Genomic DNA, 24,436 nt, shown 5'->3' with positions numbered 1-24,436 from the left:
TGATGCTATCGCCAGCAAGCAGGCTCCTACAGGGTTTTGCGTGGGTTAAACAGCAGCGTTATAGAACTGCTCGCTGCTCTTCTGCTCCACCAGCGCCTGTTCGATGGCGGCCTGATGCACTTCGTCGGCGTGCTCTTCGCGGGCTTCCGGCAGGATGCCCAGACGCGAGAACAGTTGCATGTCCTTGTCTGCCTGCGGGTTGGCGGTGGTCAGCAGTTTTTCGCCGTAGAAAATCGAGTTGGCGCCGGCAAAGAACGCCAGGGCCTGCATCTGCTCGTTCATCGCTTCGCGACCGGCGGACAGGCGTACGTGGGATTTCGGCATCAGGATGCGTGCAACGGCGAGCATGCGGATGAAGTCGAACGGATCGACGTCGTCGGCATTTTCCAGCGGCGTGCCGGCGACTTTCACCAACATGTTGATCGGCACCGACTCTGGATGCTCTGGCAGGTTGGCCAGCTGGATCAGCAGGTTGGCGCGGTCGTCGAGGGACTCGCCCATGCCGAGAATGCCGCCGGAGCAGATCTTCATCCCCGAATCACGCACGTAGGCCAGGGTTTGCAGGCGTTCGCTGTAAGTGCGGGTGGTAATGATGCTGCCGTAGAACTCCGGCGAGGTGTCGAGGTTGTGGTTGTAGTAGTCCAGGCCGGCTTCGGCCAGGGCGACGGTCTGGTCCTGATCGAGACGACCAAGGGTCATGCAGGTTTCCAGGCCCATGGCTTTCACGCCTTTGACCATCTCCAGCACGTAAGGCATGTCTTTGGCCGACGGGTGTTTCCACGCCGCGCCCATGCAGAAACGGGTCGAACCGATCGCCTTGGCGCGAGCAGCCTCTTCGAGGACCTTCTGCACTTCCATCAGCTTTTCTTTTTCCAGGCCAGTGTTGTAGTGACCCGACTGCGGACAATATTTGCAATCTTCAGGGCACGCGCCGGTCTTGATCGACAGCAGGGTGGAAACCTGGACGCGATTGGCGTCGAAATGCGCGCGGTGCACCGTCTGCGCCTGGAACAGCAGGTCATTGAATGGCTGAACGAAGAGTGCTTTGACTTCAGCCAAAGACCAGTCGTGACGCAGGGTGGCAGTGGTGCTGGCGCTCATGGGCGATTCCTTGGTTATGCTTGGCAAGCGACTGGGGAATGGAATACCCACAGACGCGACACGGATGTTCGGCATATTTAAGGAAGACTCATGCACTGTCAACCACGATACGAAGGACCGGTTTACATCTGGTTAAAAAACAAACAATCCTGTTTGCTCTGCTCAGAGGTCGCAGACGACACCATACCGATCTGCATGGCCTGCGAAACCGAGCTGCCCTGGCTGGGCGACCAATGCCATACCTGCGCCCTGCCCTTGCCCGCCACCGGTCTGACGTGCGGCCAATGCCTGAAACAACCGCCAGCCTTCGAGCGAGTCGCCGCGCCCTGGACTTACAGCTTTCCCGTCGACAGTTTGATCACCCGCTTCAAGCACAGCGCAAAATGGCCGCTTGGCCGCCTGCTCGCCGAACTTCTTGCTCAGTTCCTGCAACATCGCTTCGATGAAGATCTGGATCGGCCCGACGCGCTGATACCGGTACCGCTGGCCCCCAAGCGGCTGCGACAGCGGGGTTTCAACCAAGCGGCGATGCTCGCCCGCTGGCTCAGCGCCGGCCTCGACATTCTTTGTGATGAAACGCTGTTGGTGAGGACTCAGGACACCAGCGCGCAACAAGACCTTAATGCCGATGCACGTAAAAAGAACCTGCGCCACGCCTTTGCCCTGGCGCCCGAGGCTTCGGTCAAAGGTCGCCACTTCGCACTGGTGGACGATGTGCTGACCACCGGCGCCACCGCACAGGCCCTGGCCCGGCTGTTAATGGCGGCGGGTGCGACGCGGGTCGACGTCTACTGCCTGGCCCGTACCCCCAAACCTGGCGATGGGGCCTGACTTGACTCCCGCACGCCAAGTCGCCAACGTCCCATCCATCGCCACAGCCCAAAGCGCCTTGCCATGTCCTTGCCTACGTTGTTGTCCCAGCACATTGTCCGTCGTCCGCAGCGCATCGCGTTGCTGCAACACATCGCCGAACAGGGCTCGATCACCCGCGCCGCAAAAAGCGCCGGCCTGAGTTACAAGGCCGCGTGGGACGCCATCGACGAGCTGAACAACCTCGCGCAGAAACCACTGGTGGAGCGCAGCGTTGGTGGCAAGGGCGGCGGTGGCGCCAAATTGTCCAGCGAAGGCGAGCGCGTGTTGCGCCTGTATCAAAAGCTGCAAGCGTTGCAGGCTCAGGTTCTGGAAGCCGCCGAAGAGGCCTGCGACCTGGACTTGCTCGGTCGGCTGATGCTCAGAACCAGCGCGCGCAATCAATTGCACGGCAAGGTCGTGGCGATCGATGCACAGGGGCGCAACGACCGGATCCGCCTTGAACTGGCCGAAGGCTTGCTCATTGACGCGCAGATCACTCACGACAGCACCCTGCGCCTGGAGCTGGAAACGGGTACCGAAGTGGTCGCACTGATCAAGGCCGGTTGGCTGGAACTGCTTGGCATCGATCAAGCTGCAACACATGGCAACAATTGCCTGAAGGGCACGATCGAAGAAATCCTCGACGCTGAAGACAGCCCCAGCGAAGTGCGCATCGGCCTGCCCAATGGCCAGACACTTTGCGCCCTGGCCGAGCCGCTGCACCTGAAAAACCTCGGGCTTGCCGCCGGTAAACCGGTGCAGGTGCAGTTCGCGCCATCGAACATCCTGCTGGGTACACCGCTCTAGCCTGCAGGCGCTGCAACAAAAGCTTCATCAACCGCCCTTAAGGTGGCTGCAAAAACCCGCAGGGAGCCTGATGTGAGCCTATTAGAAGACAACCAACCCACCGACCTCGAAAAAATGGTCGGCCTCAGCCGTCGTGGTTTCATCAGCGCCGGCGCCCTCTGCGGTGCGGCGATGTTTCTCGGTGGCAACCTGTTGAGTCGCAGCGTGCTGGCCGCCAGCGTCAGCGCCGGTTCCAGCAAACTGTTGGGCTTCGACAGCATTGCCGTCGCCACGACCGATACCATCACCCTGCCGCCGGGCTACAAGTCCTCGGTTTTGATTAGCTGGGGCCAGCCTCTGCAAAAGAATGGCCCGGCATTCGACCCTAGCGGTAACGGCACGGCCCAGGCGCAGGAAGTCCAGTTCGGCGACAACAACGACGGCATGAGCCTGTTCGAATTCCCCGGTGACAAAGACCGGGCGCTGATGGCGATCAACAACGAATACACCAATTACCGCTACCTCTACCCCCACGGCGGCATGCCGCAATCGGCGGAAGATGTGCGCAAGGCCCTGGCCTGCGAAGGCGTGTCAGTGATCGAAGTGCAGCGCAAGAACGGCCAGTGGCAGTTCGTCCAGGGCTCGCGCTACAACCGGCGCATTCACGGTAATGCGCCCATCAAACTGAGCGGCCCCGCAGCAGGTCACGACCTGCTGAAAACCAGTGCCGACAAACACGGCAAGAAAGTCCTCGGCACCTTCCAGAATTGCGCCAACGGCAAAACGCCGTGGGGCACTTATCTGACCTGCGAAGAGAACTTCACCGACTGCTTCGGCAGCAGCAATGCCGAGCAAAAATTCGACGCCGCGCAGAAACGCTACGGCGCAGTGGCAACCAGCAAAGACATCAACTGGCATCAACACGATCCACGCTTCGACCTGGCGAAAAATCCCAACGAACTCAACCGCCACGGCTGGGTGGTGGAAATCGACCCGTTCGATCCGCAATCGACGCCGGTCAAACGCACCGCGCTGGGCCGCTTCAAACATGAAAACGCTGCCCTGGCCGAAACCAACGACGGTCGCGCCGTGGTGTACATGGGCGACGACGAACGTGGCGAGTTCATCTATAAATTCGTCAGCCGCGACAAGATCAACCACAAAAACCCCAAAGCCAACCGCGATCTGCTGGACCACGGCACCTTGTACGTGGCGCGTTTCGATGCGGGCGACGGCAACGCCGATCATCCGAAAGGCCAGGGCCAGTGGATCGAACTGACCCACGGCAAGAACGGCATCGACGCCAGCAGCGGTTTTGCCGATCAGGCCGAAGTGCTGATTCATGCGCGCCTCGCCGCCAGCGTGGTGAGCGCCACGCGCATGGACCGCCCGGAATGGATCGTCGTCAGCCCCAAGGACGGCCAGGTCTATTGCACCCTGACCAACAACGCCAAGCGCGGCGAAGAAGGCCAACCGGTGGGCGGCCCGAACCCACGCGAGAAGAACGTCTACGGGCAGATCCTGCGCTGGCGCACCGACCGCGACGATCACGGTTCGAATAGCTTTGCCTGGGACCTGTTTGTGGTCGCCGGCAACCCGGGCGTCCACGCCGGCACGCCGAAGGCCGGCTCGTCAAACATCACCCCGCAGAACATGTTCAACAGCCCGGACGGCCTGGGCTTCGACAAGGCCGGACGCTTGTGGATTCTGACCGACGGCGACACGAGCAATGCGGGCGACTTCGCGGGCATGGGCAATAACCAGATGCTGTGCGCCGACCCGGCAACCGGTGAGATCCGCCGTTTCATGGTCGGGCCGGTGGGCTGTGAGGTGACAGGGATCAGCTTCTCGCCGGATCAGAAGACCTTGTTTGTCGGGATTCAGCATCCGGGGGAAAACGGCGGGTCGACATTCCCTGAACACCTGCCCAATGGCAAGCCGCGGTCTTCGGTGATGGCGATTACCCGCGAGGATGGCGGAATCGTCGGCGCCTGACGGGGCCTCTTCGCGGCAAGTCTCGCGCCTACTGCAGGAGCAAGGCTTGCCCGCGAAAGCGTCAGCCCAAACCACACTTACCTCAAGCCCACCCCCTAAAGAGGCCCCGTCTGCGCTACCATGCTTGGCCGGACGCGGCAGCCTGCCGCGCGCAGGAGTCAGCATGGCCCACCCGTTTGAAACCCTCACCCCAGACCTCGTGCTCGATGCCGTCGAAAGCATCGGCTTTCTCAGCGACGCCCGTATTCTGGCGCTCAACAGCTACGAGAACCGTGTCTATCAGGTCGGCATCGAAGACTCCGAGCCGCTGATCGCCAAGTTTTACCGTCCGCTGCGCTGGACCAACGAAGCGATTCTCGAAGAACACCAATTCACCTTCGAACTCGCCGAGTGCGATATACCGGTGGTCCCGCCGCTGATCCACAACGATGAAAGCCTGCACGAACATGCCGGATTCCGTTTCACCCTGTTCCCGCGCCGGGGTGGTCGCGCACCGGAGCCGGGCAACCTTGATCAGCTGTATCGCCTGGGCCAACTGCTGGGTCGTCTGCATGCGGTCGGCGCTACAAAACCGTTCGAACACCGTGAAGTGCTTGGGGTGAAAAACTTCGGTCACGACTCATTGGCCACCTTGCTCGAAGGCAATTTCGTACCGCGCAGTCTGCTGCCGGCCTACGAGTCCGTCGCCCGCGACTTGCTCAAGCGCGTGGAAGAGGCCTACCAGGCCACGCCACACCAGAACATCCGCATACATGGCGATTGCCACCCCGGCAACATGATGTGCCGCGACGAAATGTTCCACATCGTCGACCTCGACGACTGCCGCATGGGCCCGGCGGTGCAGGATATCTGGATGATGCTGGCGGGTGACCGTCAGGAATGTCTGGGGCAACTGTCGGAACTGATGGACGGCTACAGCGAATTCCACGACTTCGACCCGCGGGAACTGGCACTGATCGAACCGCTGCGCGCCTTGCGGTTGATGCACTACAGCGCCTGGCTCGCCCGTCGCTGGGACGACCCGGCCTTCCCTCGCAGCTTTCCGTGGTTCGGCACCGAGCGCTATTGGGGCGATCAAGTGTTGGCGTTGCGTGAGCAATTGGCGGCGCTGAATGAAGAGCCGTTGAAACTCTTTTGACGCCGCTCCCCTTGCAGGAATGAGGCTTGCCCGCGAAAAGATCGATGCGGGCTAGCCGGCAAACGGCGTTAAAGTTCTTCGCGAGCAAGCCTCGCGCCTACAAAAGTCATGACACATCTATACAATCCCCTCTTTGTTAGCTGCCTAAGCAAGGATTCTCATGCAAGCCGCCAACCTGCGTCGCGGGTACATCCTGGGCCTGAGTGCCTACATCATCTGGGGACTTTTCCCGCTCTACTTCAAAGCCATCGCCAACGTACCCGCCGTGGAGATCATCATCCACCGAGTGCTTTGGTCCGCGTTGTTCGGCGCCCTGCTGCTGCTCGTCTGGAAGCATCCCGGCTGGTGGCGCGAGCTGCGTGAGAATCCACGGCGGCTGGCGATCCTGGCCCTGAGCGGCACGCTGATCGCGGCCAACTGGCTGACTTACGTCTGGTCGGTGAACAACGGACGCATGCTTGAGGCCAGCCTCGGTTACTACATCAACCCGTTGGTAAACGTGCTGCTGGGGATGCTGATCCTCGGCGAACGGCTAAGGCGCATGCAGTGGATCGCGGTGGGGCTGGCGGCGGTCGGTGTCGCGCAGCAAGTGTGGCAGGTCGGCAGTCTGCCGTGGGTGTCGCTGGTGCTGGCATTGACCTTCGGCTTCTACGGCCTGATCCGCAAGCAGGCTCCGGTCAAGGCGCTGCCGGGGCTGGTGGTGGAAACCTGGATGCTGGTGCCGATTGCGCTCGCCTGGCTGCTGTTCAACCCGACGGCGACCAGCGCGCAAGCCGCATTCTGGACCAGCTCCGAAGCCTGGTGGCTGGTAGCCGCCGGTCCGGTGACGCTGGTGCCGCTGGTATGTTTCAACGCCGCCGCCCGGCACTTGCCCTACACCACTCTCGGATTTCTCCAGTACCTGGCGCCGACGCTGGTGCTGTTGCAAGCCGTACTGCTGTTTGGCGAACACTTGTCGTCCAGCACGCTGGTGGCGTTCATCTTTATCTGGGCAGGTCTGGCGGTTTACAGCGTCGACGCGTGGATAAGTCTGCGCCGCCGCAGTTGATCAGAAAACATACAAACCTCTACAGGCCACGTCTCCCGTGGCCTGCATCCATCCTTCCCAAGGTTATCCACAACGTGATCCCCGGCGTTTGTGCGCAAGTCACTGAAACTGCTGGTTTTTTGATCAGATCCTGAAGAGCCCCGGCCGGCGTGGGCTGGCGGGGTGTCTCTACAGGTTATCCACAGGCAGGTGCACGTATAACTTGGATAACCTGTTCAAGGTTCGCTGCGCAGCACCAATTCGACCATCAGGTCGTCCGCCAGGGTTTCCAGGCGCGATTGCAGCACCTCCAGCGACAAGGTCAGGGGCACCGCGAGGATTGCTTCGGCATGGAACAACGGCTCGCTGCTCATCGGCGCCGGACGCACCTCGGTCACCAGCCGCTCCAGGCTCACCCCTTGCTCACTCAACAGACGCGTAATGTCCCGCACAATGCCCGGGCGATCATTGCCCACCAGTTCCATGGCAATCGGCTTCCAGGTGCAGGATTGTTCGATGCTGCTTTCGGCGATCATCACGCGGATGCCCTGGGTCGACAGTCCCTGTAGGGCGTCTACCAGTTCATCGTAGGCTTCGGCCGGTACGCCTACCCGAAGAATCCCGGCGAACTGCCCGGCCATGCGCGACATGCGGCTCTCCAGCCAGTTGCCGCCATGCTCGGCAATGCATTGGGCAATGCGCTCGACCTGCCCGGGCTTGTCCGGGGCGAATACCGTAAGTACGAGGTGGTCCATGGCGCAGCCCTCTTGTCATGACTTTTGTAATGGAAAGGCAAGTATAGGCAAGGGGCTGGATGTGGCGAGGGGGCTTGCCCCCGTTGGGTCGCAAAGCGGCCCCTTGAGTTTCTCCAGCGTGTTCGCATCAGGCGATCTACGACTGCTTCGCAGCCGAACGGGGGCAAGCTCCCTCGCCACAAAGGCAATGCCCCATAGCAGGGCACCGAAGATTATGTGTACAAGTTTTTATATTTAGCTGGAACAATCCAATAGTTTTTTGAGAACATCCCGTTCCCCGACATGACTGCAATGCGTCATGGGGTCGCAGAACGACGTAATTAGTCTAATTTTCACAACCGCAATTCATCATGTAGTATGCCGCAGCGCGCACTACATAACGTTGGATCGATGTCTGCCGCAGGCACACTCGCAACCCTGAAAGCCCCGTCAGCAAGGCCGCAATGCCGTTGATCGGAACGAACCCAGCCGCCAGCAATGGCATGTACTGGTAGAAGGGTTTGTGGTTTAAATGGCCAGAGGCTTCATTGTTAAATTGAAGAGCTGAAAAGCGAAATAGCTGAGCAGAGTGAGGCAAGCAATGACTGAACACGTTCAAGTCGGTGGCCTGCAGGTCGCCAAAGTCCTGTTCGACTTCGTGAACAACGAAGCCATTCCCGGTACCGGCCTCACCGCCGACACGTTCTGGGCCGGTGCCGACAAGGTCATCCATGACCTGGCACCGAAGAACAAAGCCCTACTCGCCAAACGCGATGATTTCCAGGCTCGTATTGATGCCTGGCACCAGGCTCGTGCAGGTGTTGCGCACGATGCGGTGGCCTACAAAGCCTTCCTGCAAGACATCGGTTATCTGCTGCCAGAAGCGGCCGATTTCCAGGCAACGACACAAAACGTCGATGACGAAATCGCCCGCATGGCCGGCCCACAGTTGGTGGTGCCGGTAATGAACGCCCGTTTCGCGCTCAACGCCTCGAACGCCCGCTGGGGTTCGCTGTATGACGCGCTCTACGGCACCGACGCCATCAGCGAAGCGAATGGCGCGGAAAAGGGCAAAGGCTACAACAAGGTACGTGGCGACAAGGTCATCGCCTTCGCCCGTGCGTTCCTCGACGAAGCCGCGCCATTGGCTGCCGGTTCCCACGTCGATTCCACCGGCTACAAGATCGTTGACGGCAAACTGGTTGTCGCCCTCAAGGGTGGTAGCAACACCGGCTTGCGCAACGATGCTCAACTGATCGGTTTCCACGGCGATGCAGCCACACCGACCGCGATCTTGCTGAAGAACAACGGCCTGCACTTCGAAATCCAGATCGACGCCAGCACCCCGGTCGGCCAGACTGACGCAGCCGGCGTCAAAGACATCCTGATGGAAGCCGCGCTGACCACCATCATGGACTGCGAAGACTCGGTCGCCGCCGTCGATGCCGATGACAAAGTGGTGATCTATCGCAACTGGCTCGGTCTGATGAAGGGCGACCTGTCGGAAGAAGTCTCCAAGGGCGGTCAGACCTTTACCCGCACCATGAACGCCGACCGCACCTACACCGCTCTCGATGGCAGCGAACTGAGCCTGCACGGTCGCTCGCTGTTGTTCGTGCGCAACGTCGGTCACCTGATGACCATTGACGCGATCCTCGACAAAGACGGCAACGAAGTGCCAGAAGGCATTCTCGACGGTCTGGTGACTTGCCTCGCGGCGATCCATAGCCTCAACGGCAACAGCTCGCGCAAGAACAGCCGTACCGGTTCGGTCTACATCGTGAAGCCGAAGATGCACGGCCCGGAAGAAGCCGCGTTTACCAACGAGCTGTTCGGTCGCATCGAAGACGTCCTCGGCCTGCCGCGCAATACGCTGAAAGTCGGGATCATGGACGAGGAGCGCCGTACTACGGTCAACCTCAAGGCCTGCATCAAGGCTGCCAGCGAGCGCGTAGTGTTCATCAACACCGGTTTCCTCGACCGCACGGGCGATGAAATCCACACCTCCATGGAAGCCGGCCCGATGGTGCGCAAGGCCGACATGAAGGCCGAGAAGTGGATCAGTGCCTACGAGAACTGGAACGTCGACATCGGTTTGAGCACCGGCCTGCAAGGTCGTGCCCAGATCGGTAAAGGCATGTGGGCCATGCCCGACCTGATGGCCGCCATGCTGGAACAGAAAATCGCTCACCCATTGGCCGGTGCCAACACCGCCTGGGTTCCATCGCCGACAGCTGCTGCGCTGCACGCGTTGCACTACCACAAGGTCGACGTGTTCGCCCGTCAGGCCGAGCTGGCCAAACGTGCGCGTGCTTCGGTGGACGACATCCTGACTATCCCGCTGGCTGTAAATCCGAGCTGGACTGCGGAACAGATCAAGAACGAACTGGACAACAACGCCCAGGGCATTCTCGGTTACGTGGTGCGCTGGATCGACCAGGGCGTAGGTTGCTCGAAAGTGCCGGACATCAACGACGTCGGCCTGATGGAAGACCGTGCGACGCTGCGTATTTCCAGCCAGCACATCGCCAACTGGCTGCGCCACGGCATCGTTACCGAAGCGCAAGTGATGGAAAGCCTCAAGCGCATGGCGCCGGTGGTTGACCGTCAGAACGCCAACGACCCGTTGTACCGCCCGCTGGCACCGAACTTCGACAGCAACATCGCCTTCCAGGCGGCGGTCGAGTTGGTGGTCGAAGGCACTAAACAGCCGAACGGCTACACCGAGCCGGTTCTGCACCGTCGTCGTCGTGAGTTCAAGGCTGCCAACGGCCTTTGAGTAAACGCTGACGCCGGACGTGAAAAAGCCCTGATCGAGAGATCAGGGCTTTTTCATTTACGCTGTCTAGTCCTGAAATAGGTTCACACCTGTTTCAGGACTAGACATGCAATTCCTGTGGTGAGGGGGCTTGCCCCCGTTGGGTCGCGAAGCAGCCCCATACATTCTTTCGTACACCGCATCGGCAGAATCTACGACTGCTGCGCAGCCGAACGGGGGCAAGCCCCCTCGCCACAAAAGCTGCCAACCTGGAAGTCCGCGCTACACATCTATCCCCAGCTCATGCTTGACCAATTCAAGCAATTTTTCGCTATCGATGGGCTTGAGCAAAAAATCCACGACGTGCAAATGCATGGCTTCGATCGCATCCTTCACGTCGGCATCGCCGGAAACGATGATGATCGGCAATGCCGCGCGTGGCGACTCCCGCACCAGGCGGATCAGTTCCAGGCCGTCGACGTGGCCCATCCGCAGGTCGGTAATCACCAGACCGATCGATGGCTTCTCTTCCAGCATTTTGAGCGCCGTCTCGCCACTGGCCGCTGTCATGCAGTGAATGCCATCGAGCCCCAGAATTTCCGACAGCAATTCGCGGGCATCCTTATCGTCATCGACGATCAGCACCCGCTGCGGCGGCAAGTCTGGTTCCAGCATGACGGCGCTGAGTGCTTCGCGCTCGGCATCACTCAAAATATCGTGGTCGGACATGGCGTTCTCAACGTTTTCGATGCGATTCCTGACACAGGGTGTCAGACATCGCTCAGCAGACTTCAATGTGCACTTCGTCGGAAACTTTTCCAATAGACAATGTAGGAGGTTTTTCCCACCGCTGTGTCAGACATTTCCCATATTCCGGCCGCTGCACTGCCTACCTAGACTTACGTCCAATGGGCACCCTGCCCGCAGGGGTCGACCATGCCTGGAACGATCTGAAACAACGATCCGACACAACAATCAGAAAAAGACTGCGGTAATGGTTATGAGTAAAGCGGACGCCTTCACCCAGGCAGGGAAAACCGCGGTGTTGCAGAACATCCAAGGCACTTTGCAATTCCTGCAGCGCTTCCCACCCTTCAATCAGATGGAAAACGCTCACCTGGCCTATCTGGTGGAGCAATGCCAGCTGCGTTTTTATGCCCCCGGCGAGAGCATCATCAAACCCGCCGATGGCCCGATTGAGCATTTCTACATCGTCAAACAGGGCCGGGTCGTGGGGGAACGCCCGCACACGGCCAAGGGTGGCACCGAAACCACTTTCGAAATCACCACCGGCGAGTGCTTTCCCCTTGCCGCGCTGCTGGGCGAACGTGCAACCCGCACCGAACATCTGGCGGCCGAAGATACCTTTTGCCTACAGCTGAACAAGCTCGCGTTCATCAAACTGTTCGCACTGTCCAATCCGTTCCGCGACTTTGCCCTACGGGGTGTCAGCAGCTTGCTGGACCAGGTGAATCAGCAAGTCCAGCAAAAAGCCGTGGAAACCCTCGGCACCCAGTATTCGCTCAATACCCGGCTGGGCGAATTGGCCATGCGTCACCCGGTTACCTGCAGCCCGATCACACCCCTGCGTGAAGCGGTGACGCTGATGCACGATCAGCAAGTCGGCAGCATTGTGGTGGTCGATGAACAAAAGGCGCCGCTGGGCATTTTCACCCTGCGCGATTTGCGGCATGTGGTGGCCAACGGCACCAGTGATTTCAATGAATCCATCGAGCGGCACATGACCCGGGCGCCGTTTTTCCTGTCGCCGGACCACAGTGCCTTCGACGCAGCGATCGCCATGACCGAGCGACACATCGCCCACGTCTGCCTGGTCAAGGACCAGCGCCTGTGTGGCGTGGTTTCGGAGCGTGACCTGTTTTCCCTGCAAAGGGTCGATCTGGTGCACCTGGCGCGGACCATTCGCAGCGCCCAGCGGGTGGAAAACCTGGTGGCGATCCGCGGCGAAATCGGCCAATTGGTCGAGCGGATGCTAGCCCACGGCGCGTCCTCGACGCAGATCACCCATATCATCACCCTGCTCAACGACCACACCGTCTGCCGGGTGATCGAACTGGCCATCGCGGAGAAAGGTGATCCCGGTGTGCCGTTCAGTTGGCTGTGCTTCGGCAGCGAAGGCCGCCGCGAGCAGACGCTGCACACCGATCAGGACAACGGCATTCTGTTCGAAGCTCGCGATGCGGCCCACGCCGCCGAGATTCGCGGCAAGTTGCTGCCCATTGCCCAGCAGGTCAATCAGAGCCTGGCGCTGTGCGGCTTTACCTTGTGCAAAGGCAACATCATGGCCGGCAACCCCGAGCTGTGTTTGTCCCGAGTCGAATGGGCGCGACGCTTTGCGGCGTTTATCCGCGAGGCGACCCCGGAAAACCTGCTGGGATCGAGCATCTACTTCGACCTGCGCGTGGTCTGGGGCGATGAGCGGGGCTGCGAGCAACTGCGCCGGGGCATTCTCGATCAGGTCGGCGACAACCGGTTGTTCCAGCGCATGATGGCCGAGAACGCCCTGCGCAACCGTCCACCCGTAGGACGTTTCCGCGAATTCGTCCTGGCGCGCAAGAATGGCGAGAAAGCCACCCTCGACTTGAAACTCCAGGGCCTGACCCCCTTCGTCGACGGCGCGCGAGTGCTGGCCCTGGCCCACGGCATCGATGCCAACAACACCCTGGAGCGTTTTCGCCAATTGGTGGAAAAAGAGGTCATCGATCAGCTGGACGGCGCGGCCTATGAAGAGGCGTATCACTTCATCCAGCAAACCCGCATGCAGCAACATCAGCTACAGACCCGTGAGAACTTGCCCTACTCCAACCGGGTCGATCCCGACAGCCTCAATCATCTGGACCGACGCATCCTGCGTGAATCCCTGCGCCAGGCCCAACGCCTGCAAAGCAGCCTGACCCTGCGGTATCAGTTATGAGCCTGTTTTCATGGCTGCGCCCGGCCAGTCCCGTTTTGCCCGGCGAACTGCAACACCGTCGGGATCGCTTGCCGGCCGTGGCCCAACTGAGCGACTGCAGCCTGCGCGAGCAACGCTGGGTGGTGCTCGACCTGGAAACCACCGGACTGAATCTGAACAAGGATCGGCTGTTGTCCATCGGGGCCGTGGTGATCGAGGACGGCGCGATCGACTTCAGCCAGCAGTTCGAGCGCACGCTGCAATGCACCGAACTCAAACTCGGCCCCAGCGTGTTGATTCATGGGCTGGGTCCGAGCGCCATTGCCGCCGGCAGCGACCCCGCGCAGGCCCTGCTCGAATTCATGGAATTTGTCGGCGACAGTCCGGTGTTGGCGTTTCATGCGCCGTTCGATCAGCACATGCTGGGGCGCGCACTGAAAGAACATCTGGGTTACAAGCTGCAACATCCGTTTCTGGACGTGGCAGACATCGCCCCGCTGCTTTGCCCCCAGGCACACTTTCGCGAGGCCGGGCTGGATGAGTGGATCGACTGGTTCAAGCTGGAGGTCTTCGAACGGCATAACGCCAGTGCCGATGCCTTGGCAACGGCGGAGCTGATGCTGATTTTGTTCAGCCGAGCGCGGCAGCAACAGATTCATAGCCCGTTGAACCTGCAGCAGCGGCTGAGTCAGTGGAAGCGGCGGCGGCAAGCGCCTTCTTTCTGACCTGTGGCGAGGGGGCTTGTCGGACCGCCGCACCGCCCCGTTGGGTCGTGAAGCGGCCCCCTGCATTTCGCCATATAGACCGCATTCGGCGGTTTTACGACTGCTGCGCAGCCGAACGGGGGCAAGCCCCCTCGCCACAAGCTCGCTCCCACACTCAAACACCAAAGCGCTATGCTCCCGACACTGCCCATGATCGAGATGCCGCCATGTCCGCCCCCAGCATGACCCTGTTCCACAACCCCGCCTCGCCCTTTGTTCGCAAAGTCATGGTGCTGTTGCACGAGACCGGTCAAACGAACCGCGTGGCGCTGCAAGCCTGCCAGCTCACGCCGGTCAGTCCGGATCAGGCTCTCAACAAAGACAACCCGCTGGGCAAGATTCCGGCGCTGCGCCTGGCCGACGGCAATGTGTTGTACGACAGCCGGGTGATCCTCGATTACCTCGATCACCAACACGTCGGCAATCCGCTGATTCCTCGTGAAGGCTCGGCACGCTGGCGGCGCTTGACCCTGGCTTCTCTGGCAGACGGGATCATGGATGCCGCCGTGATGATTCGCTATGAAGTGGCCCTGCGCTCACCGGAGAAACATTGGGACGCATGGCTCGACGGTCAGCGCGACAAGATTCGTCGCGCCCTGGCGCTGTTGGAGGCCGATGCGATTGCCGAGCTGACCAGCCATTTCGATGTGGCAGCGATCAGTGTGGCCTGTGCCTTGGGTTATCTGGATTTACGCCATCCGGATCTGGAATGGCGCAAGGAAAATCCAAAGTTGGCCGAGTGGTATTTCGAAGTGAGTCAGCGGCCTTCGATGATCGCGACGATGCCCAAGGTTTGATCTTTGGTCGGCCATGCCGGCCTCAGAAGATCGCAGCCTTCGGCAGCTCCTGCGCCGAACGCGTGCTCCTGTGGGAGCTGCCGCAGGCTGCGATCTTTTGATCTCTGTGCAAACAACCTGGCAATCCGCGTCGCCAACACCTCACCCACTCGCTGATCCTCGTGCAACCCCAACCACCGGCTCATTCCACGGCACCTATATCAAAGTCCAAGGGCTTCGCGGTTTTCTGCCCGATCCCGTACCAGTCCAGCTTGCGGGTCAGCACCATGAACACACCCAGTAGCCCGAACAACAGCAGCGAGCCCATCAACAGCGCGTAATCCTCGGCGCTCAACAAGCCGTAAAGCAGCCCGTATAGCGCCGCCAACCCCGCCGAAAAGCTCAAGCCGTGACGCACGCTGCGCAGCACATGGCAGACATAGAAACCGATCAACGCCACACAGCTACTCGCCGACAGCAGATACGCCAGGGCAAAGCCGATGTGTTCGGACAGCGACAACAGCAACAGGTAGAAGAACGCCAGCGCTACACCCACCAAGGCGTACTGCACCGGGTGCACCGCCAGGCTTTTCAACACTTCGAACAGGAAGAAACCGGCGAAGGTCAGGACGATAAACAGCAATGCGTATTTGATTGCCCGGTCGCTTTTCAGGTACTGGTCCACCGGGTCGATGAAACTCACGCCGAAACTGCGACCGCTGAACGCCTCGCAATGACCGCCCGACACGCAACTGTTCAACGCTTCTTGCAGGTTGGTGGAGAAAAACGAGGTCTGCCAGTTGGCGGTAAAGCCCTGATCGGTGATTTCCCGCTGGGCCGGCAGGTAATTGCCGATGAAGCTGGGGTGAGGCCAATTGGCCGCCAGTGAAACCTTGCTGGTCTTGCCCACCGGCAGAACCTGTAACTGGCCGGTGCCTTGCAGACGCAAGTCGAAACCGAAGGCCAACTCCGTGGCCTGTTGGGTGTCCAGCGCCGGCAACGTCACATGCACACCCTCGCCCAGCCAGCCCACCTGGCTACCCGGTACAAAATCCAGCTTCTGGCCATTGAGTTCGAGTTTCAGCGCATTTTCGATGCCGCGGATGTCGCTGATGCCAACAGCCAGGAACGGCTGATCGAAGCGGTAATCGGCGAAGTCTTCCTTGATGCCCAGTTGTGCCGGAACCGAAAAATGCCCGCTGATGCGGTTATCGGCATGGAACAGTCGCGCCTCGTAGATGCCCCGGGAGCGCAGCTCCGTCTGGACCTGGCCGTCGAGTTCGAAACGCTCCGGCAAGAAATACAAACGTCCACGCTCCTCGCCGACATCCTGATAACGCTGGTTGGTTTTTTCGTTGGTTTTCCAGGTGCGCACTGTTTTGCGATAGGGCACCACCATCAGCGGGCCGCTCAATTGCTGGCTGTAACTGGAACTGCGGGCGATGTCTTCGAGTACACCGTCACGCAGTTGCTGGCGCTCCTGGATCACGCCGTTGATCATCAGTAGCGGGATCAGCAGCAACAGAATCAGCAGGGCAATTGCCCCGAGTTTTAGGGTCAGGCTTCGGTTCATGGGACTCTCCCTGTTTGGATGGGGAAAGTCTGGATTGGGTATGTGGGGGTTTTGTGGGAAGAATGTGGAGAGTGTGTGGAGTTTGCGCTCGGCGCAGGAGCTGCCGAAGGCTGCGATCTTCAGCGGCTAGAAGGCAACCGCAAACGCACTTGAACACCGCCGTCGACGTTGCCGATACTCATCACACCACCATGCAACTTGACCACTTCCTCAACGAAGTTAAGCCCCAAACCGGTGCTCTTGCGTCCACTGTCCGGACGCGGCAGTGAGTAGAAGCGCTCGCTCAAGCGTGGCAACGCGTAGTCGGGAATCGCTTCGGCCTGGTTGAACAGCCTGAACTCGATCTGCTCACCGACTCGCTCGGCACACAATCGCAGCACGCCGTGCGCTGGGGTGAAGTCCAAGGCATTCTCCAGCAGATTGCCCAGCGCCTGGCGCAATAGGAACGGCTCGCCAAGCAGATTCAGATCCGCTGCAATTTGCCGTTCCACACGCAATTGCTTGCCTTCGATTCGTGCAGCCTGCGCGCTCAACAGTTCTTCCACCAGGCCCGCCAACGGCACCGCCACCCGCTCCTCCAACCCTTGGCGCTGCTCAACCTGCGCCAGGTTCAGCAGTCGTTCGATCAACTGCTGCATGCGCGCGCTTTCGCTGTCGATGTTGCTGACGAAACGCTGCTGCTGGGCCGGCGGCATTTCGCCTTGCAGCAGCTCCGCCGCGCCACGAATCGCCGCCAGCGGGCTTTTCAATTCATGGGTCAGGGTGTGTACATAACGTTCGACGTAGGCTTTGCCTTCGAGCTGGGTGCGCATGTGCTCCAGTGCCGTGGCCAGTTGCTCCAGCTCGCCGCCGCGGTAATGCGGCACCTCGACCCGGCGGCCTTCACTGACGGCCTGGGCATAGGCCGTCAACCGCCGCAGTGCCGCGCTCAGCCACCAGGACAACAGCGCACCGAACAACAAACCGAGGCCAATCAATCCAGCGCCATACGTCAGCAATCGCCGTTCGGTGCGATCGACGTAAGGCTGCAGTGAGCTGTTGGGTTTGGCCACCGTCACCACGCCGATGATCTGGCCGTTGTCGCGAATCGGCGCACCGACGTGCATCACCGACGAATTCGAGTCGTCCGGGTTGCTGCGCGTCGAACGCGCACCGTACTCGCCACGCAGGGTCAGGTAGACGTCATTCCAGCGCGAGTAGTCCTGGCCCACCGCAATCCCGCTGGAATCCAGCACCACGATGCCTTTGGCATCGGTGACGTAAATGCGGTGATTGACCTGATTCTTCGACAGGCCCCAGATTTTCGCCTGCGGTTGTCGCTCGCCATAAGCCTTGAGCAACTCGGGCCAGCGGTTCTGGCTGAGGGTGCCGGCCTTGAAGTCGTCGCGCAGGATCTCGGCCATCAGGTTGGCGGTGTCCACCAGGGTCTCTTCGGTGGACTGGCGCACACCGGGGCGGATTTCTTCCATCACGGTGTTGAGCACGAAGTAGCCGGTCAGGCCGATGAACAGCACGTAGACCAGAAAAATCCGGATCCCCAATGACATCAGCTGTGTCCCGGGCTGTAGCTGTAGCCGAGGCCGCGATGAGTCTGGATCGGCTCGGCATCGGCCTTCACCAGGCGCAACTTGGCGCGCACGCTCTTGATGTGGCTGTCGATGCTGCGCTCGTAACCGGCATCGGCGGCCACGCCCAGCGCATCGAGCAATTGCTCGCGGCTGAAGACTCGCTCAGGTTGTTCCAGCAGGCATTGCAGCAAACGAAACTCATGGCGAGTCAGGCTCAGCGGCTGGTTGCGATAGCTGATCTGCACCCGATCGCCGTCGATGCGAAACAGCGCTGAAGCCACCTCCGACACCTCCGCCACCAGTCGTGGCGCCATGCGCTTGAGAATCGCCCGGACCCGCGCCGCCACTTCCCGAGGGCTGAACGGCTTGACCACGTAGTCATCGGCGCCGATTTCCAGGCCCACCACGCGGTCGATCTCGGCGTCACGGGCACTGAGGAAAATTACCGGCACGTCACTGAAACGCCGCAATTGCTTGCAGGTCTCGAAGCCGCTGATATCCGGCAGGCCGATATCGAGAATGATCAGGTCGGCCGGCGTGGCGCGCTGATGTTCGAGCGCCGCCGCGCCAAGGCTCAACCAGGTGGTGGTAAAGCCCTCGCCCTGCAAGGCGAAAATCAGGGTGTCGGCAATCGCCGCTTCGTCTTCGACAATCAGGATATGAGGCATGGCGTCCGAGCCCGCTGGTTAAGTGGACGAACGGTGCCCCAAGGCTGATTCGCCGTCAATCAGCAGTCGGGTTTGTCGGCTGTAAAGCGACGCGCCGGGTTCACTGCTGCGCCGAATTCGCGCAGGGCTTTGGCGCCGATCAGCAGCGGATAGTTGAAGCTGCTGCGGTCGGTGAGGTTGACCTCGACGGTGCGCTTGACGTTGCCCAGGCACAGTTCCAGATCGACCACCGGACGCTTGGTCACTTCGCTCACGGCCTTGTCTTCATCTTCTTCATCGGCACGGTTCTTGATCTTGCTGATCCGCGCGACCTTGTGTTCGTAGACCTTGTTGCTCGCGCCTTTGGTGGCGAGACGGAAACGTACCCACTCGTCGCCGTCGCGGGTGAAGGTTTCGATGTCTTTGGCCGACAGCGATGCGGTCAGGGCGCCGGTGTCCATTTTGGCCTTGAGGACTTCACCGCCGATTTCCGGCAGCGCGATGTATTCGTAACGCCCGTACAGGGTCGGCTCGGCGGCCAGGACCGGCAGGGTCACGAGGGCAAGCAGTGCAAGGAGAGATTTCACGTAAGGGGCTTCCTTGAGGGATGTGGACGCATGGCCGAATTCTAGACCGCAAAAAACAACGATAGTTGGACCACTTCCCACTTTTGTGGCGAGGTAGCTTGCTTCCGTTCGGGGGCGCAGCGCTCGTAAAACCGTTGCCTGCGGTATACCTGAAAATCGCGGCGCCTGGTTTTAGGGCCGCTGCGCAACCCAGCGGGAGCAAGCTCCCTCGCCACAAAGGCAACAGCGATACGCTGAGAGCATACCGCTACCAAGGTGAAACATTCGTCACCACCGATTTGGCCTGCCAACCGAAGCTGCTTATCATGGCGCGCCCACACGCTTTCAAGAGTTATCTATGCGCCGCCTGCTCACCGGCTGTTTCGTTACCCTGCTGCTATTGCTCAACACGCTGGTCCTGTTCGGGCCTTTGATGGTGTTCGCGCTGCTCAAACTGCTCCTGCCCGGGCGCTTTCGCGATTACGCCTCGTGGGCGGTGATGTGGATTGCCGAAACCTGGGCCGAGATCGACAAGCTGATCTTCCGCCTGTGCATTCCCACCCAATGGGACATTCGCGGTGGCGATGAGCTGCGCGGCGACACCTCGTATCTGGTGATCGGTAACCATCAGTCCTGGGTCGATATCCCGGCGCTGATCCAGGCACTGAACCGGCGCACGCCGTTCTTCAAGTTCTTCCTCAAGAAAGAACTGATCTGGGTGCCATTCCTGGGCCTCGCCTGGTGGGCGTTGGACTATCCGTTCATGAAGCGCTACAGCAAGGCGTTCCTGGAGAAGCACCCGGAGCTGGCCGGCAAGGATCTGGAGATCACCAAACAAGCTTGCGAGTTGTACAAGCGCCAGCCGGTGACCGTGGTCAACTACCTGGAAGGCACCCGCTACACCGCGGCGAAAAGCGCCCAGCAGCAGTCACCGTTCACCCACCTGCTCAAGCCCAAGGCGGGCGGCGTGGCGTTCGTGCTGGCGGCGATGGGCGAACAGTTGGACGCCATTCTCGATGTGACGGTGGTGTATCCGCAGCAGAAGATTCCGGGGTTCTGGGATTTGCTTAGTGGCAACGTGCCCAAAGTGATCATCGACATCCACACCCGCGAACTGGACCCGGCACTGTGGCAAGGCGATTACGAAAACGATCCGGAGTTTCGCGAAACAATCCAGAACTGGGTCAACCAGCTCTGGATCGTGAAGGACCGGCGCATCCAGGCACTACGCGGCGAGGGCTGACTCAGCTACCGGCGCCGGTGCCCCAGATCCCGCCGAGGTTTTGCAACAGCGAACCGGCAACGCCTTGCTGACCGAGGTATTGCAGGATCACCGGGGCAAACACGCCAACCATCCCGGTGTCCATGCCCAGGGCGCTGAAGGCGTTGTTCAGGTCCTTGGTGTCTTTGACGTTACCCAGCAAGCCATCGAGCAACGCATTCTTGTCTGAACCCGCACCGAGCAACCCACCCAAGCCAGTCAGGCCACTGATCGCGCTGTTGCCGGCGATCTGAGCGAGGCCTGGCACGGTTTTGCTCAGTTCGGAGAAGTCCTGGCCGCTGAGCTGATTCCTCGCCAGCCCCAGCATCGCACCGGCACCGCCGATGGCCTGCTCCGGGGTAATGTCGAGCTGCGAACCCAGGGTATTGAGCAAACCGGCCGCCTTGGGCGCCGCCGCCACGATGCCATCGACATCATCGGCCTCGACACTCTCAACATCCTCGTCGTCCTGCATCGATGACACCGCCTTGACCGCATCGCTGAGGCTTAACTGTGCAAAGGCCGGGCTGGCGGCCAGCGTCGTCAACGAAGCGACAGCCATGAGCGATGCCAGTGCAAAACAGCGTGAAACGTTCATCCAGACATCCTCTTGTGCCATGAAAGCCGCCCGGTAACGGCGGGGCGGCAAAACTGCTGATTGGACCGGATGTACGCCAGCATGTTCCTCGTTTGCGTGGGCATTTATCCCCAGGTGGCGTCTATAAAACGTGCCTCCTGGGACGCAACCGATGAACGGTATGACCGAACCGGCTGCGTCTGAGTTCTGGACAATGAGATCAACTGGAAAGCGACGTCTACGGCATGGAGCAAATCAGATTATCGTTCGAGGTCCATTGGTGATCGCTCATTTTCTCTGAGCAATTACGTGCCACTCGCCATAAAAAAGGGCGACATCACTGTCGCCCTTTTTTCCGTCTTGCTCCAGGCCTTACGCCGCACTAAACAACTTGTGCGGATCGATCACAAACTTCTTCGGCACGCCCGCGTCGAACTCGCCGTAACCCCGTGGAGCGTCATCCAGGCTGATGACTTCCACACCCACGATTTCGGCAATCTTGATGCGGTCCCACATGATCGCCTGCATCAGCTGGCGGTTGTACTTCATCACTGGCGTCTGGCCGGTGTGGAAGCTGTGGGATTTGGCCCAGCCCAGGCCGAAGCGAATGCTCAGGCTGCCCATTTTCGCGGCAGCGTCCACTGCACCCGGATCTTCGGTGACGTACAGGCCAGGAATACCGATTTTGCCAGCGACGCGAACCACGCCCATCAGCGAGTTGAGTACGGTGGCGGGAGCCTCGTGCTTCACGCCGGCATGGCCGTGACCGCGAGCTTCGAAGCCTACGGCATCGACGGCGCAGTCCACTTCTGGTTCGCCCAACAGTGCAGCGATTTGTTCGTGCAGTGGGGTGTCTGTCGACAGGTCGGCGATTTCGAAACCCTGAGCCTTGGCATGGGCCAGGCGGATCGGGTTGACGTCACCGATGATCACCACCGCAGCACCCAGCAGGCGAGCGGAAGCGGCAGCTGCCAGGCCAACCGGGCCGGCGCCGGCGACGTACACGGTGCTGCCAGGGCCAACGCCGGCGGTCACTGCGCCGTGGTAACCGGTAGGCAGGATGTCAGAGAGACAGGTCAGGTCACGGATTTTTTCCATGGCCCGGTCGCGATCTGGAAGTTTCAGCAGGTTGAAGTCGGCATACGGCACAAACGCGTATTCGGCTTGGCCACCGGTCCAGTCACCCATGTCGACATAACCATAGGCACCGCCCGGACGCGCCGGGTTAACGCTCAGGCAGACGCCAGTATGTTGCTCTTTGCACGAACGGCAACGGCCACAGGCAACGTTGAAAGGTACCGACACCAAGTCGCCGATCTGCAGGTTCTCGACACCGCTGCCCTTCTCGATCACTTCACCCGTGATCTCGTGGCCCAGCACCAGACCGGTCTGAGCGGTGGTGCGACCGCGCACCATGTGCTGATCGGAACCACAGATGTTGGTGGAAACTACGCGCAGGATGACACCGTGCTCGATCTTCCTGCCGCGCGGGTCCTGCATTTTGGGATAGTCGATTTTCTGTACTTCGACCTTGCCTGCGCCGAGATACACCACACCACGATTACCAGACATGCTTTCACCTCGCTGTTGTTTTTATGTAGCGGTCGCGTCGCCAGGAAACGGCGGCGCGTTGATTGCTCGATAAATCAAAAGATCGTCCGAACGCGGCCCGAGCCTTCGGCAGCGTCTACAGAGGCAGGCGATCTTTTCAGGCAGTAAAAACGCTAGAGAACAACTGTCCTGTTAGCGTTAAGGAACACGCGTCTTTCAATGTGATAACCCACGGCCCGCGCCAACGTCAGCCCTTCGATATCCCGCCCCTTGGCGATCAAGTCTTCGGGATAGTGGCTGTGATCCACGGCTTCCACGCCCTGGGCGATGATCGGACCTTCATCCAGATCGTTGTTGATGTAATGCGCCGTGGCGCCGACCAGTTTCACGCCTTTGTTGTAGGCCTGGTGATACGGCTTGGCGCCCTTGAAGCCCGGCAGCAGGGAGTGGTGAATGTTGATCGCCTTGCCGTCGAGTTTGCGGCACAGCTCTGGCGACAGAACCTGCATGTAGCGGGCAAGGATCACCAGCTCGGCGCCGGCCTCTTCGATCACCTGCCAGACCTGGCGCTCTTGCGATGGTTTGTCGTTGGGGTCCAGCGGAAAGTGGTAGTACGGAATCTGGTGCCAGTCGGCCAACGGCTTGAGGTCCGGGTGGTTGGAGACCACCGCGACCACGTCCATCGACAACTGGCCGATGCGCTGGCGGTAGAGCAAGTCGTTGAGGCAGTGATCGGCCTTGGAGACCATGATCACCACTTTCGGCCGGTAGTTCGGCGGGGTCAGCTCGAAGACCATCCCGAAGGCGGCACCACGCTCCGCCAGGCCTGCGCGGAAGGCTTGTTCGTCGAAAGCGTCGGGTTGCCGAAATTCCACTCGGATGAAGAAACGGCCTGAGAGCCGGTCATCAAAGGAGTGGTGCTCGGTGACGTAGCAGCCCTGCTCGAACAGAAAGCGGGTCACCGCATCCACGGTGCCGAGGACGCTTGGGCAGTCGGCGGTCAGAATCCATGTGTCTGGGGCGCGGCTCATAGTGCGGTGACTCCTGCTGCTACATCTGTGATCAGAGAGAACTCTGTGGCGAGGGAGCTTGCTCCCGCTGGGTTGCGAAGCGACCCCTATGTCAGCAACCGCATTCCTGCAGAAGGAACGCGGATTCAGGTTTTACGACTGCTGCGCAGCCGAGCGGGAGCAAGCTCCCTCGCCACAATTACGCCTGGACGCTAAGCCCGTACTCAGCCGACGCATCCTGCAACCACAACCACCAGTAATCCGAGAAGCTGCGGCGAATCAGCAGTTCCCAGGTGTCTTCGGCGGTATGGCGGATCATCAGTTGCGACTTGGCGAACACCGTGCCAACAGCCTTGCCCACCGGGAAGTTGTTGGGGTGCACGTCGTAGCTGGTGGACTTCATCAGCACCTGACGCACGTTCGGGCCGCTGAGTTCGAGGATCTGCTGGCCACCGCTGACGTTGACGATCTGGATGTGCAGGTCGCCCAGCGCTTCACGGAGTTTTTTCTCGGCGGCGAATTCTTCACCGGTCGGCACGACCAGCAGCCATTCATCCGGCCCCATCCATTGCAGGCTGGTTTCGCCTTTGATGATCACGGTCAGCGCACCTGGCAACTCGATGCCAAGGGCCTTGTGCACACCAGCGGCGAACGCGGCGTCGTGGCCATCGCCACGGATAGTCAGGTGACCGAGGAGTTTTTTCTCACGCACGATCACGCCGGCGTTCTTGCGACCCTTGCCCACCAGGCTGGCGAGGTCGGCATGATGCAGCGACGACTCGGCCTTGGCCCCGGTGGTTGGGCGTTGTTGGTAAACATTGGCTGCGGTCATAAAGCA

General features: G+C 60.4%; 21 protein-coding genes. 10 read left to right on the top strand and 11 right to left on the bottom strand.

The annotated features are described in order from the left end of the window. Nucleotides 1-45: 45 nt before the first annotated feature. The gene (bioB, locus tag AC1DQM_RS11800; protein ID WP_008008198.1) at nt 46-1,101 is read right to left on the bottom strand and encodes a biotin synthase BioB; all 1,056 of its coding nucleotides are present in this window, start codon (nt 1,099-1,101) and stop codon (nt 46-48) included. Between the two features lie 90 nt (nt 1,102-1,191). Here bioB and AC1DQM_RS11795 point away from each other — a divergent pair, with 90 nt between their 5' ends. The 5 genes from AC1DQM_RS11795 to rarD all read left to right on the top strand — a co-directional run bounded on the left by AC1DQM_RS11795 (nt 1,192) and on the right by rarD (nt 6,920). Further along, nucleotides 1,192-1,932 carry a ComF family protein gene (locus AC1DQM_RS11795; RefSeq protein ID WP_064620802.1) on the top strand — a complete coding sequence of 247 codons (741 nt, stop codon included), beginning with the start codon at nt 1,192-1,194 and terminating at the stop codon, nt 1,930-1,932. A 63-nt stretch (nt 1,933-1,995) separates the two neighbouring features. Then, nucleotides 1,996-2,760 carry a TOBE domain-containing protein gene (locus AC1DQM_RS11790; RefSeq protein ID WP_477746216.1) on the top strand — a complete coding sequence of 255 codons (765 nt, stop codon included), beginning with the start codon at nt 1,996-1,998 and terminating at the stop codon, nt 2,758-2,760. A gap of 72 nt (nt 2,761-2,832) precedes the next feature. Continuing rightward, nucleotides 2,833-4,734 carry a PhoX family protein gene (locus AC1DQM_RS11785; RefSeq protein ID WP_477746215.1) on the top strand — a complete coding sequence of 634 codons (1,902 nt, stop codon included), beginning with the start codon at nt 2,833-2,835 and terminating at the stop codon, nt 4,732-4,734. 163 nt (nt 4,735-4,897) lie between these two features. Next, the gene (locus AC1DQM_RS11780) at nt 4,898-5,872 is read left to right on the top strand and encodes a serine/threonine protein kinase (protein ID WP_477746214.1); all 975 of its coding nucleotides are present in this window, start codon (nt 4,898-4,900) and stop codon (nt 5,870-5,872) included. 160 nt (nt 5,873-6,032) lie between these two features. Then, nucleotides 6,033-6,920 (top strand): EamA family transporter RarD, encoded by an 888-nt coding sequence (gene rarD / locus AC1DQM_RS11775; RefSeq protein ID WP_428633034.1) that lies wholly within the window; start codon nt 6,033-6,035, stop codon nt 6,918-6,920. A 215-nt stretch (nt 6,921-7,135) separates the two neighbouring features. Here rarD and AC1DQM_RS11770 read toward each other — a convergent pair whose 3' ends face one another. Next, complete coding sequence (locus AC1DQM_RS11770) at nt 7,136-7,654, bottom strand: glycine cleavage system transcriptional repressor (protein WP_007936467.1); 519 nt, start codon at nt 7,652-7,654, stop codon at nt 7,136-7,138. A gap of 580 nt (nt 7,655-8,234) precedes the next feature. On the opposite strand from AC1DQM_RS11770, the gene AC1DQM_RS11765 reads away from it, so the two are divergent. After that, nucleotides 8,235-10,412, top strand: a complete 2,178-nt coding sequence (locus AC1DQM_RS11765) for a malate synthase G (protein ID WP_477746213.1) — start codon at nt 8,235-8,237, stop codon at nt 10,410-10,412. 261 nt (nt 10,413-10,673) lie between these two features. Here AC1DQM_RS11765 and AC1DQM_RS11760 read toward each other — a convergent pair whose 3' ends face one another. Beyond that, nucleotides 10,674-11,120 carry a response regulator gene (locus AC1DQM_RS11760; RefSeq protein ID WP_477746212.1) on the bottom strand — a complete coding sequence of 149 codons (447 nt, stop codon included), beginning with the start codon at nt 11,118-11,120 and terminating at the stop codon, nt 10,674-10,676. Between the two features lie 265 nt (nt 11,121-11,385). On the opposite strand from AC1DQM_RS11760, the gene AC1DQM_RS11755 reads away from it, so the two are divergent. The 3 genes from AC1DQM_RS11755 to AC1DQM_RS11745 all read left to right on the top strand — a co-directional run bounded on the left by AC1DQM_RS11755 (nt 11,386) and on the right by AC1DQM_RS11745 (nt 14,866). Then, nucleotides 11,386-13,326 carry a putative nucleotidyltransferase substrate binding domain-containing protein gene (locus tag AC1DQM_RS11755; RefSeq protein ID WP_477746211.1) on the top strand — a complete coding sequence of 647 codons (1,941 nt, stop codon included), beginning with the start codon at nt 11,386-11,388 and terminating at the stop codon, nt 13,324-13,326. Next, entirely contained in the window at nt 13,323-14,030 is a 708-nt protein-coding gene (locus tag AC1DQM_RS11750) for a 3'-5' exonuclease (protein ID WP_477746210.1), read from the top strand. The genes AC1DQM_RS11755 and AC1DQM_RS11750 overlap by 4 nt, the downstream gene beginning before the upstream one ends. Before the next feature lie 206 nt (nt 14,031-14,236). After that, on the top strand, nt 14,237-14,866 hold the full coding sequence (locus AC1DQM_RS11745; protein ID WP_019650301.1) for a glutathione S-transferase: 630 nt from the start codon (nt 14,237-14,239) through the stop codon (nt 14,864-14,866). A 181-nt stretch (nt 14,867-15,047) separates the two neighbouring features. Here the strand turns inward: AC1DQM_RS11745 and creD are convergent, their stop codons facing one another. From creD to rloA2, 4 genes are all read right to left on the bottom strand, one after another. Next, complete coding sequence (gene creD / locus AC1DQM_RS11740) at nt 15,048-16,418, bottom strand: cell envelope integrity protein CreD (protein WP_064620818.1); 1,371 nt, start codon at nt 16,416-16,418, stop codon at nt 15,048-15,050. 119 nt (nt 16,419-16,537) lie between these two features. Next, the gene (creC, locus tag AC1DQM_RS11735) at nt 16,538-17,965 is read right to left on the bottom strand and encodes a two-component system sensor histidine kinase CreC (RefSeq protein ID WP_477746209.1); all 1,428 of its coding nucleotides are present in this window, start codon (nt 17,963-17,965) and stop codon (nt 16,538-16,540) included. Beyond that, nucleotides 17,965-18,654: a two-component system response regulator CreB gene (creB, locus tag AC1DQM_RS11730; RefSeq protein ID WP_477746208.1), complete on the bottom strand. Its 690-nt coding sequence runs from the start codon at nt 18,652-18,654 to the stop codon at nt 17,965-17,967. The genes creC and creB overlap by 1 nt, the downstream gene beginning before the upstream one ends. A 59-nt stretch (nt 18,655-18,713) precedes the next feature. Further along, nucleotides 18,714-19,220 (bottom strand): retropepsin-like aspartic peptidase RloA2, encoded by a 507-nt coding sequence (gene rloA2, locus AC1DQM_RS11725; protein ID WP_018928803.1) that lies wholly within the window; start codon nt 19,218-19,220, stop codon nt 18,714-18,716. Nucleotides 19,221-19,557: 337 nt separating this feature from the next. Between rloA2 and AC1DQM_RS11720 the strand changes: the two genes are divergently transcribed. Beyond that, a complete protein-coding gene (locus AC1DQM_RS11720) occupies nt 19,558-20,442 on the top strand; it encodes an acyltransferase (protein ID WP_477746207.1) in 885 nt (294 codons plus the stop codon). Nucleotide 20,443: 1 nt separating this feature from the next. Here the strand turns inward: AC1DQM_RS11720 and AC1DQM_RS11715 are convergent, their stop codons facing one another. The 4 genes from AC1DQM_RS11715 to AC1DQM_RS11700 form a co-directional block, all read right to left on the bottom strand. Further along, a complete protein-coding gene (locus AC1DQM_RS11715; protein ID WP_477746206.1) occupies nt 20,444-21,058 on the bottom strand; it encodes a DUF2780 domain-containing protein in 615 nt (204 codons plus the stop codon). A 351-nt stretch (nt 21,059-21,409) separates the two neighbouring features. Continuing rightward, on the bottom strand, nt 21,410-22,609 hold the full coding sequence (fdhA, locus tag AC1DQM_RS11710; RefSeq protein ID WP_477746205.1) for a formaldehyde dehydrogenase, glutathione-independent: 1,200 nt from the start codon (nt 22,607-22,609) through the stop codon (nt 21,410-21,412). 152 nt (nt 22,610-22,761) lie between these two features. Then, complete coding sequence (purU, locus tag AC1DQM_RS11705; protein ID WP_018928799.1) at nt 22,762-23,619, bottom strand: formyltetrahydrofolate deformylase; 858 nt, start codon at nt 23,617-23,619, stop codon at nt 22,762-22,764. Between the two features lie 178 nt (nt 23,620-23,797). Further along, complete coding sequence (locus tag AC1DQM_RS11700) at nt 23,798-24,430, bottom strand: sarcosine oxidase subunit gamma (protein ID WP_018928798.1); 633 nt, start codon at nt 24,428-24,430, stop codon at nt 23,798-23,800. Nucleotides 24,431-24,436 lie beyond the last annotated feature (6 nt).

Source organism: Pseudomonas sp. 01L34, assembly GCF_056400265.1.
The sequence above is the reverse complement of the archived record's forward strand: the minus strand, read 5'-3'. Positions and strand labels throughout refer to the sequence as shown.

Coding starts and splice junctions, on each gene's coding strand:
- rarD (WP_428633034.1), top strand. CDS start 6,033: ATGCAAGCCGCCAACCTGCGTCGCGGGTACATCCTGGGCCTGAGTGCC.
- AC1DQM_RS11765 (WP_477746213.1), top strand. CDS start 8,235: ATGACTGAACACGTTCAAGTCGGTGGCCTGCAGGTCGCCAAAGTCCTG.
- AC1DQM_RS11715 (WP_477746206.1), bottom strand. CDS start 21,058: ATGAACGTTTCACGCTGTTTTGCACTGGCATCGCTCATGGCTGTCGCT.
- AC1DQM_RS11700 (WP_018928798.1), bottom strand. CDS start 24,430: ATGACCGCAGCCAATGTTTACCAACAACGCCCAACCACCGGGGCCAAG.
- creB (WP_477746208.1), bottom strand. CDS start 18,654: ATGCCTCATATCCTGATTGTCGAAGACGAAGCGGCGATTGCCGACACC.
- AC1DQM_RS11720 (WP_477746207.1), top strand. CDS start 19,558: ATGCGCCGCCTGCTCACCGGCTGTTTCGTTACCCTGCTGCTATTGCTC.
- purU (WP_018928799.1), bottom strand. CDS start 23,619: ATGAGCCGCGCCCCAGACACATGGATTCTGACCGCCGACTGCCCAAGC.
- fdhA (WP_477746205.1), bottom strand. CDS start 22,609: ATGTCTGGTAATCGTGGTGTGGTGTATCTCGGCGCAGGCAAGGTCGAA.
- AC1DQM_RS11745 (WP_019650301.1), top strand. CDS start 14,237: ATGTCCGCCCCCAGCATGACCCTGTTCCACAACCCCGCCTCGCCCTTT.
- AC1DQM_RS11750 (WP_477746210.1), top strand. CDS start 13,323: ATGAGCCTGTTTTCATGGCTGCGCCCGGCCAGTCCCGTTTTGCCCGGC.
- bioB (WP_008008198.1), bottom strand. CDS start 1,101: ATGAGCGCCAGCACCACTGCCACCCTGCGTCACGACTGGTCTTTGGCT.
- AC1DQM_RS11795 (WP_064620802.1), top strand. CDS start 1,192: ATGCACTGTCAACCACGATACGAAGGACCGGTTTACATCTGGTTAAAA.
- AC1DQM_RS11760 (WP_477746212.1), bottom strand. CDS start 11,120: ATGTCCGACCACGATATTTTGAGTGATGCCGAGCGCGAAGCACTCAGC.
- AC1DQM_RS11770 (WP_007936467.1), bottom strand. CDS start 7,654: ATGGACCACCTCGTACTTACGGTATTCGCCCCGGACAAGCCCGGGCAG.
- AC1DQM_RS11755 (WP_477746211.1), top strand. CDS start 11,386: ATGGTTATGAGTAAAGCGGACGCCTTCACCCAGGCAGGGAAAACCGCG.
- creC (WP_477746209.1), bottom strand. CDS start 17,965: ATGTCATTGGGGATCCGGATTTTTCTGGTCTACGTGCTGTTCATCGGC.
- AC1DQM_RS11790 (WP_477746216.1), top strand. CDS start 1,996: ATGTCCTTGCCTACGTTGTTGTCCCAGCACATTGTCCGTCGTCCGCAG.
- AC1DQM_RS11780 (WP_477746214.1), top strand. CDS start 4,898: ATGGCCCACCCGTTTGAAACCCTCACCCCAGACCTCGTGCTCGATGCC.
- creD (WP_064620818.1), bottom strand. CDS start 16,418: ATGAACCGAAGCCTGACCCTAAAACTCGGGGCAATTGCCCTGCTGATT.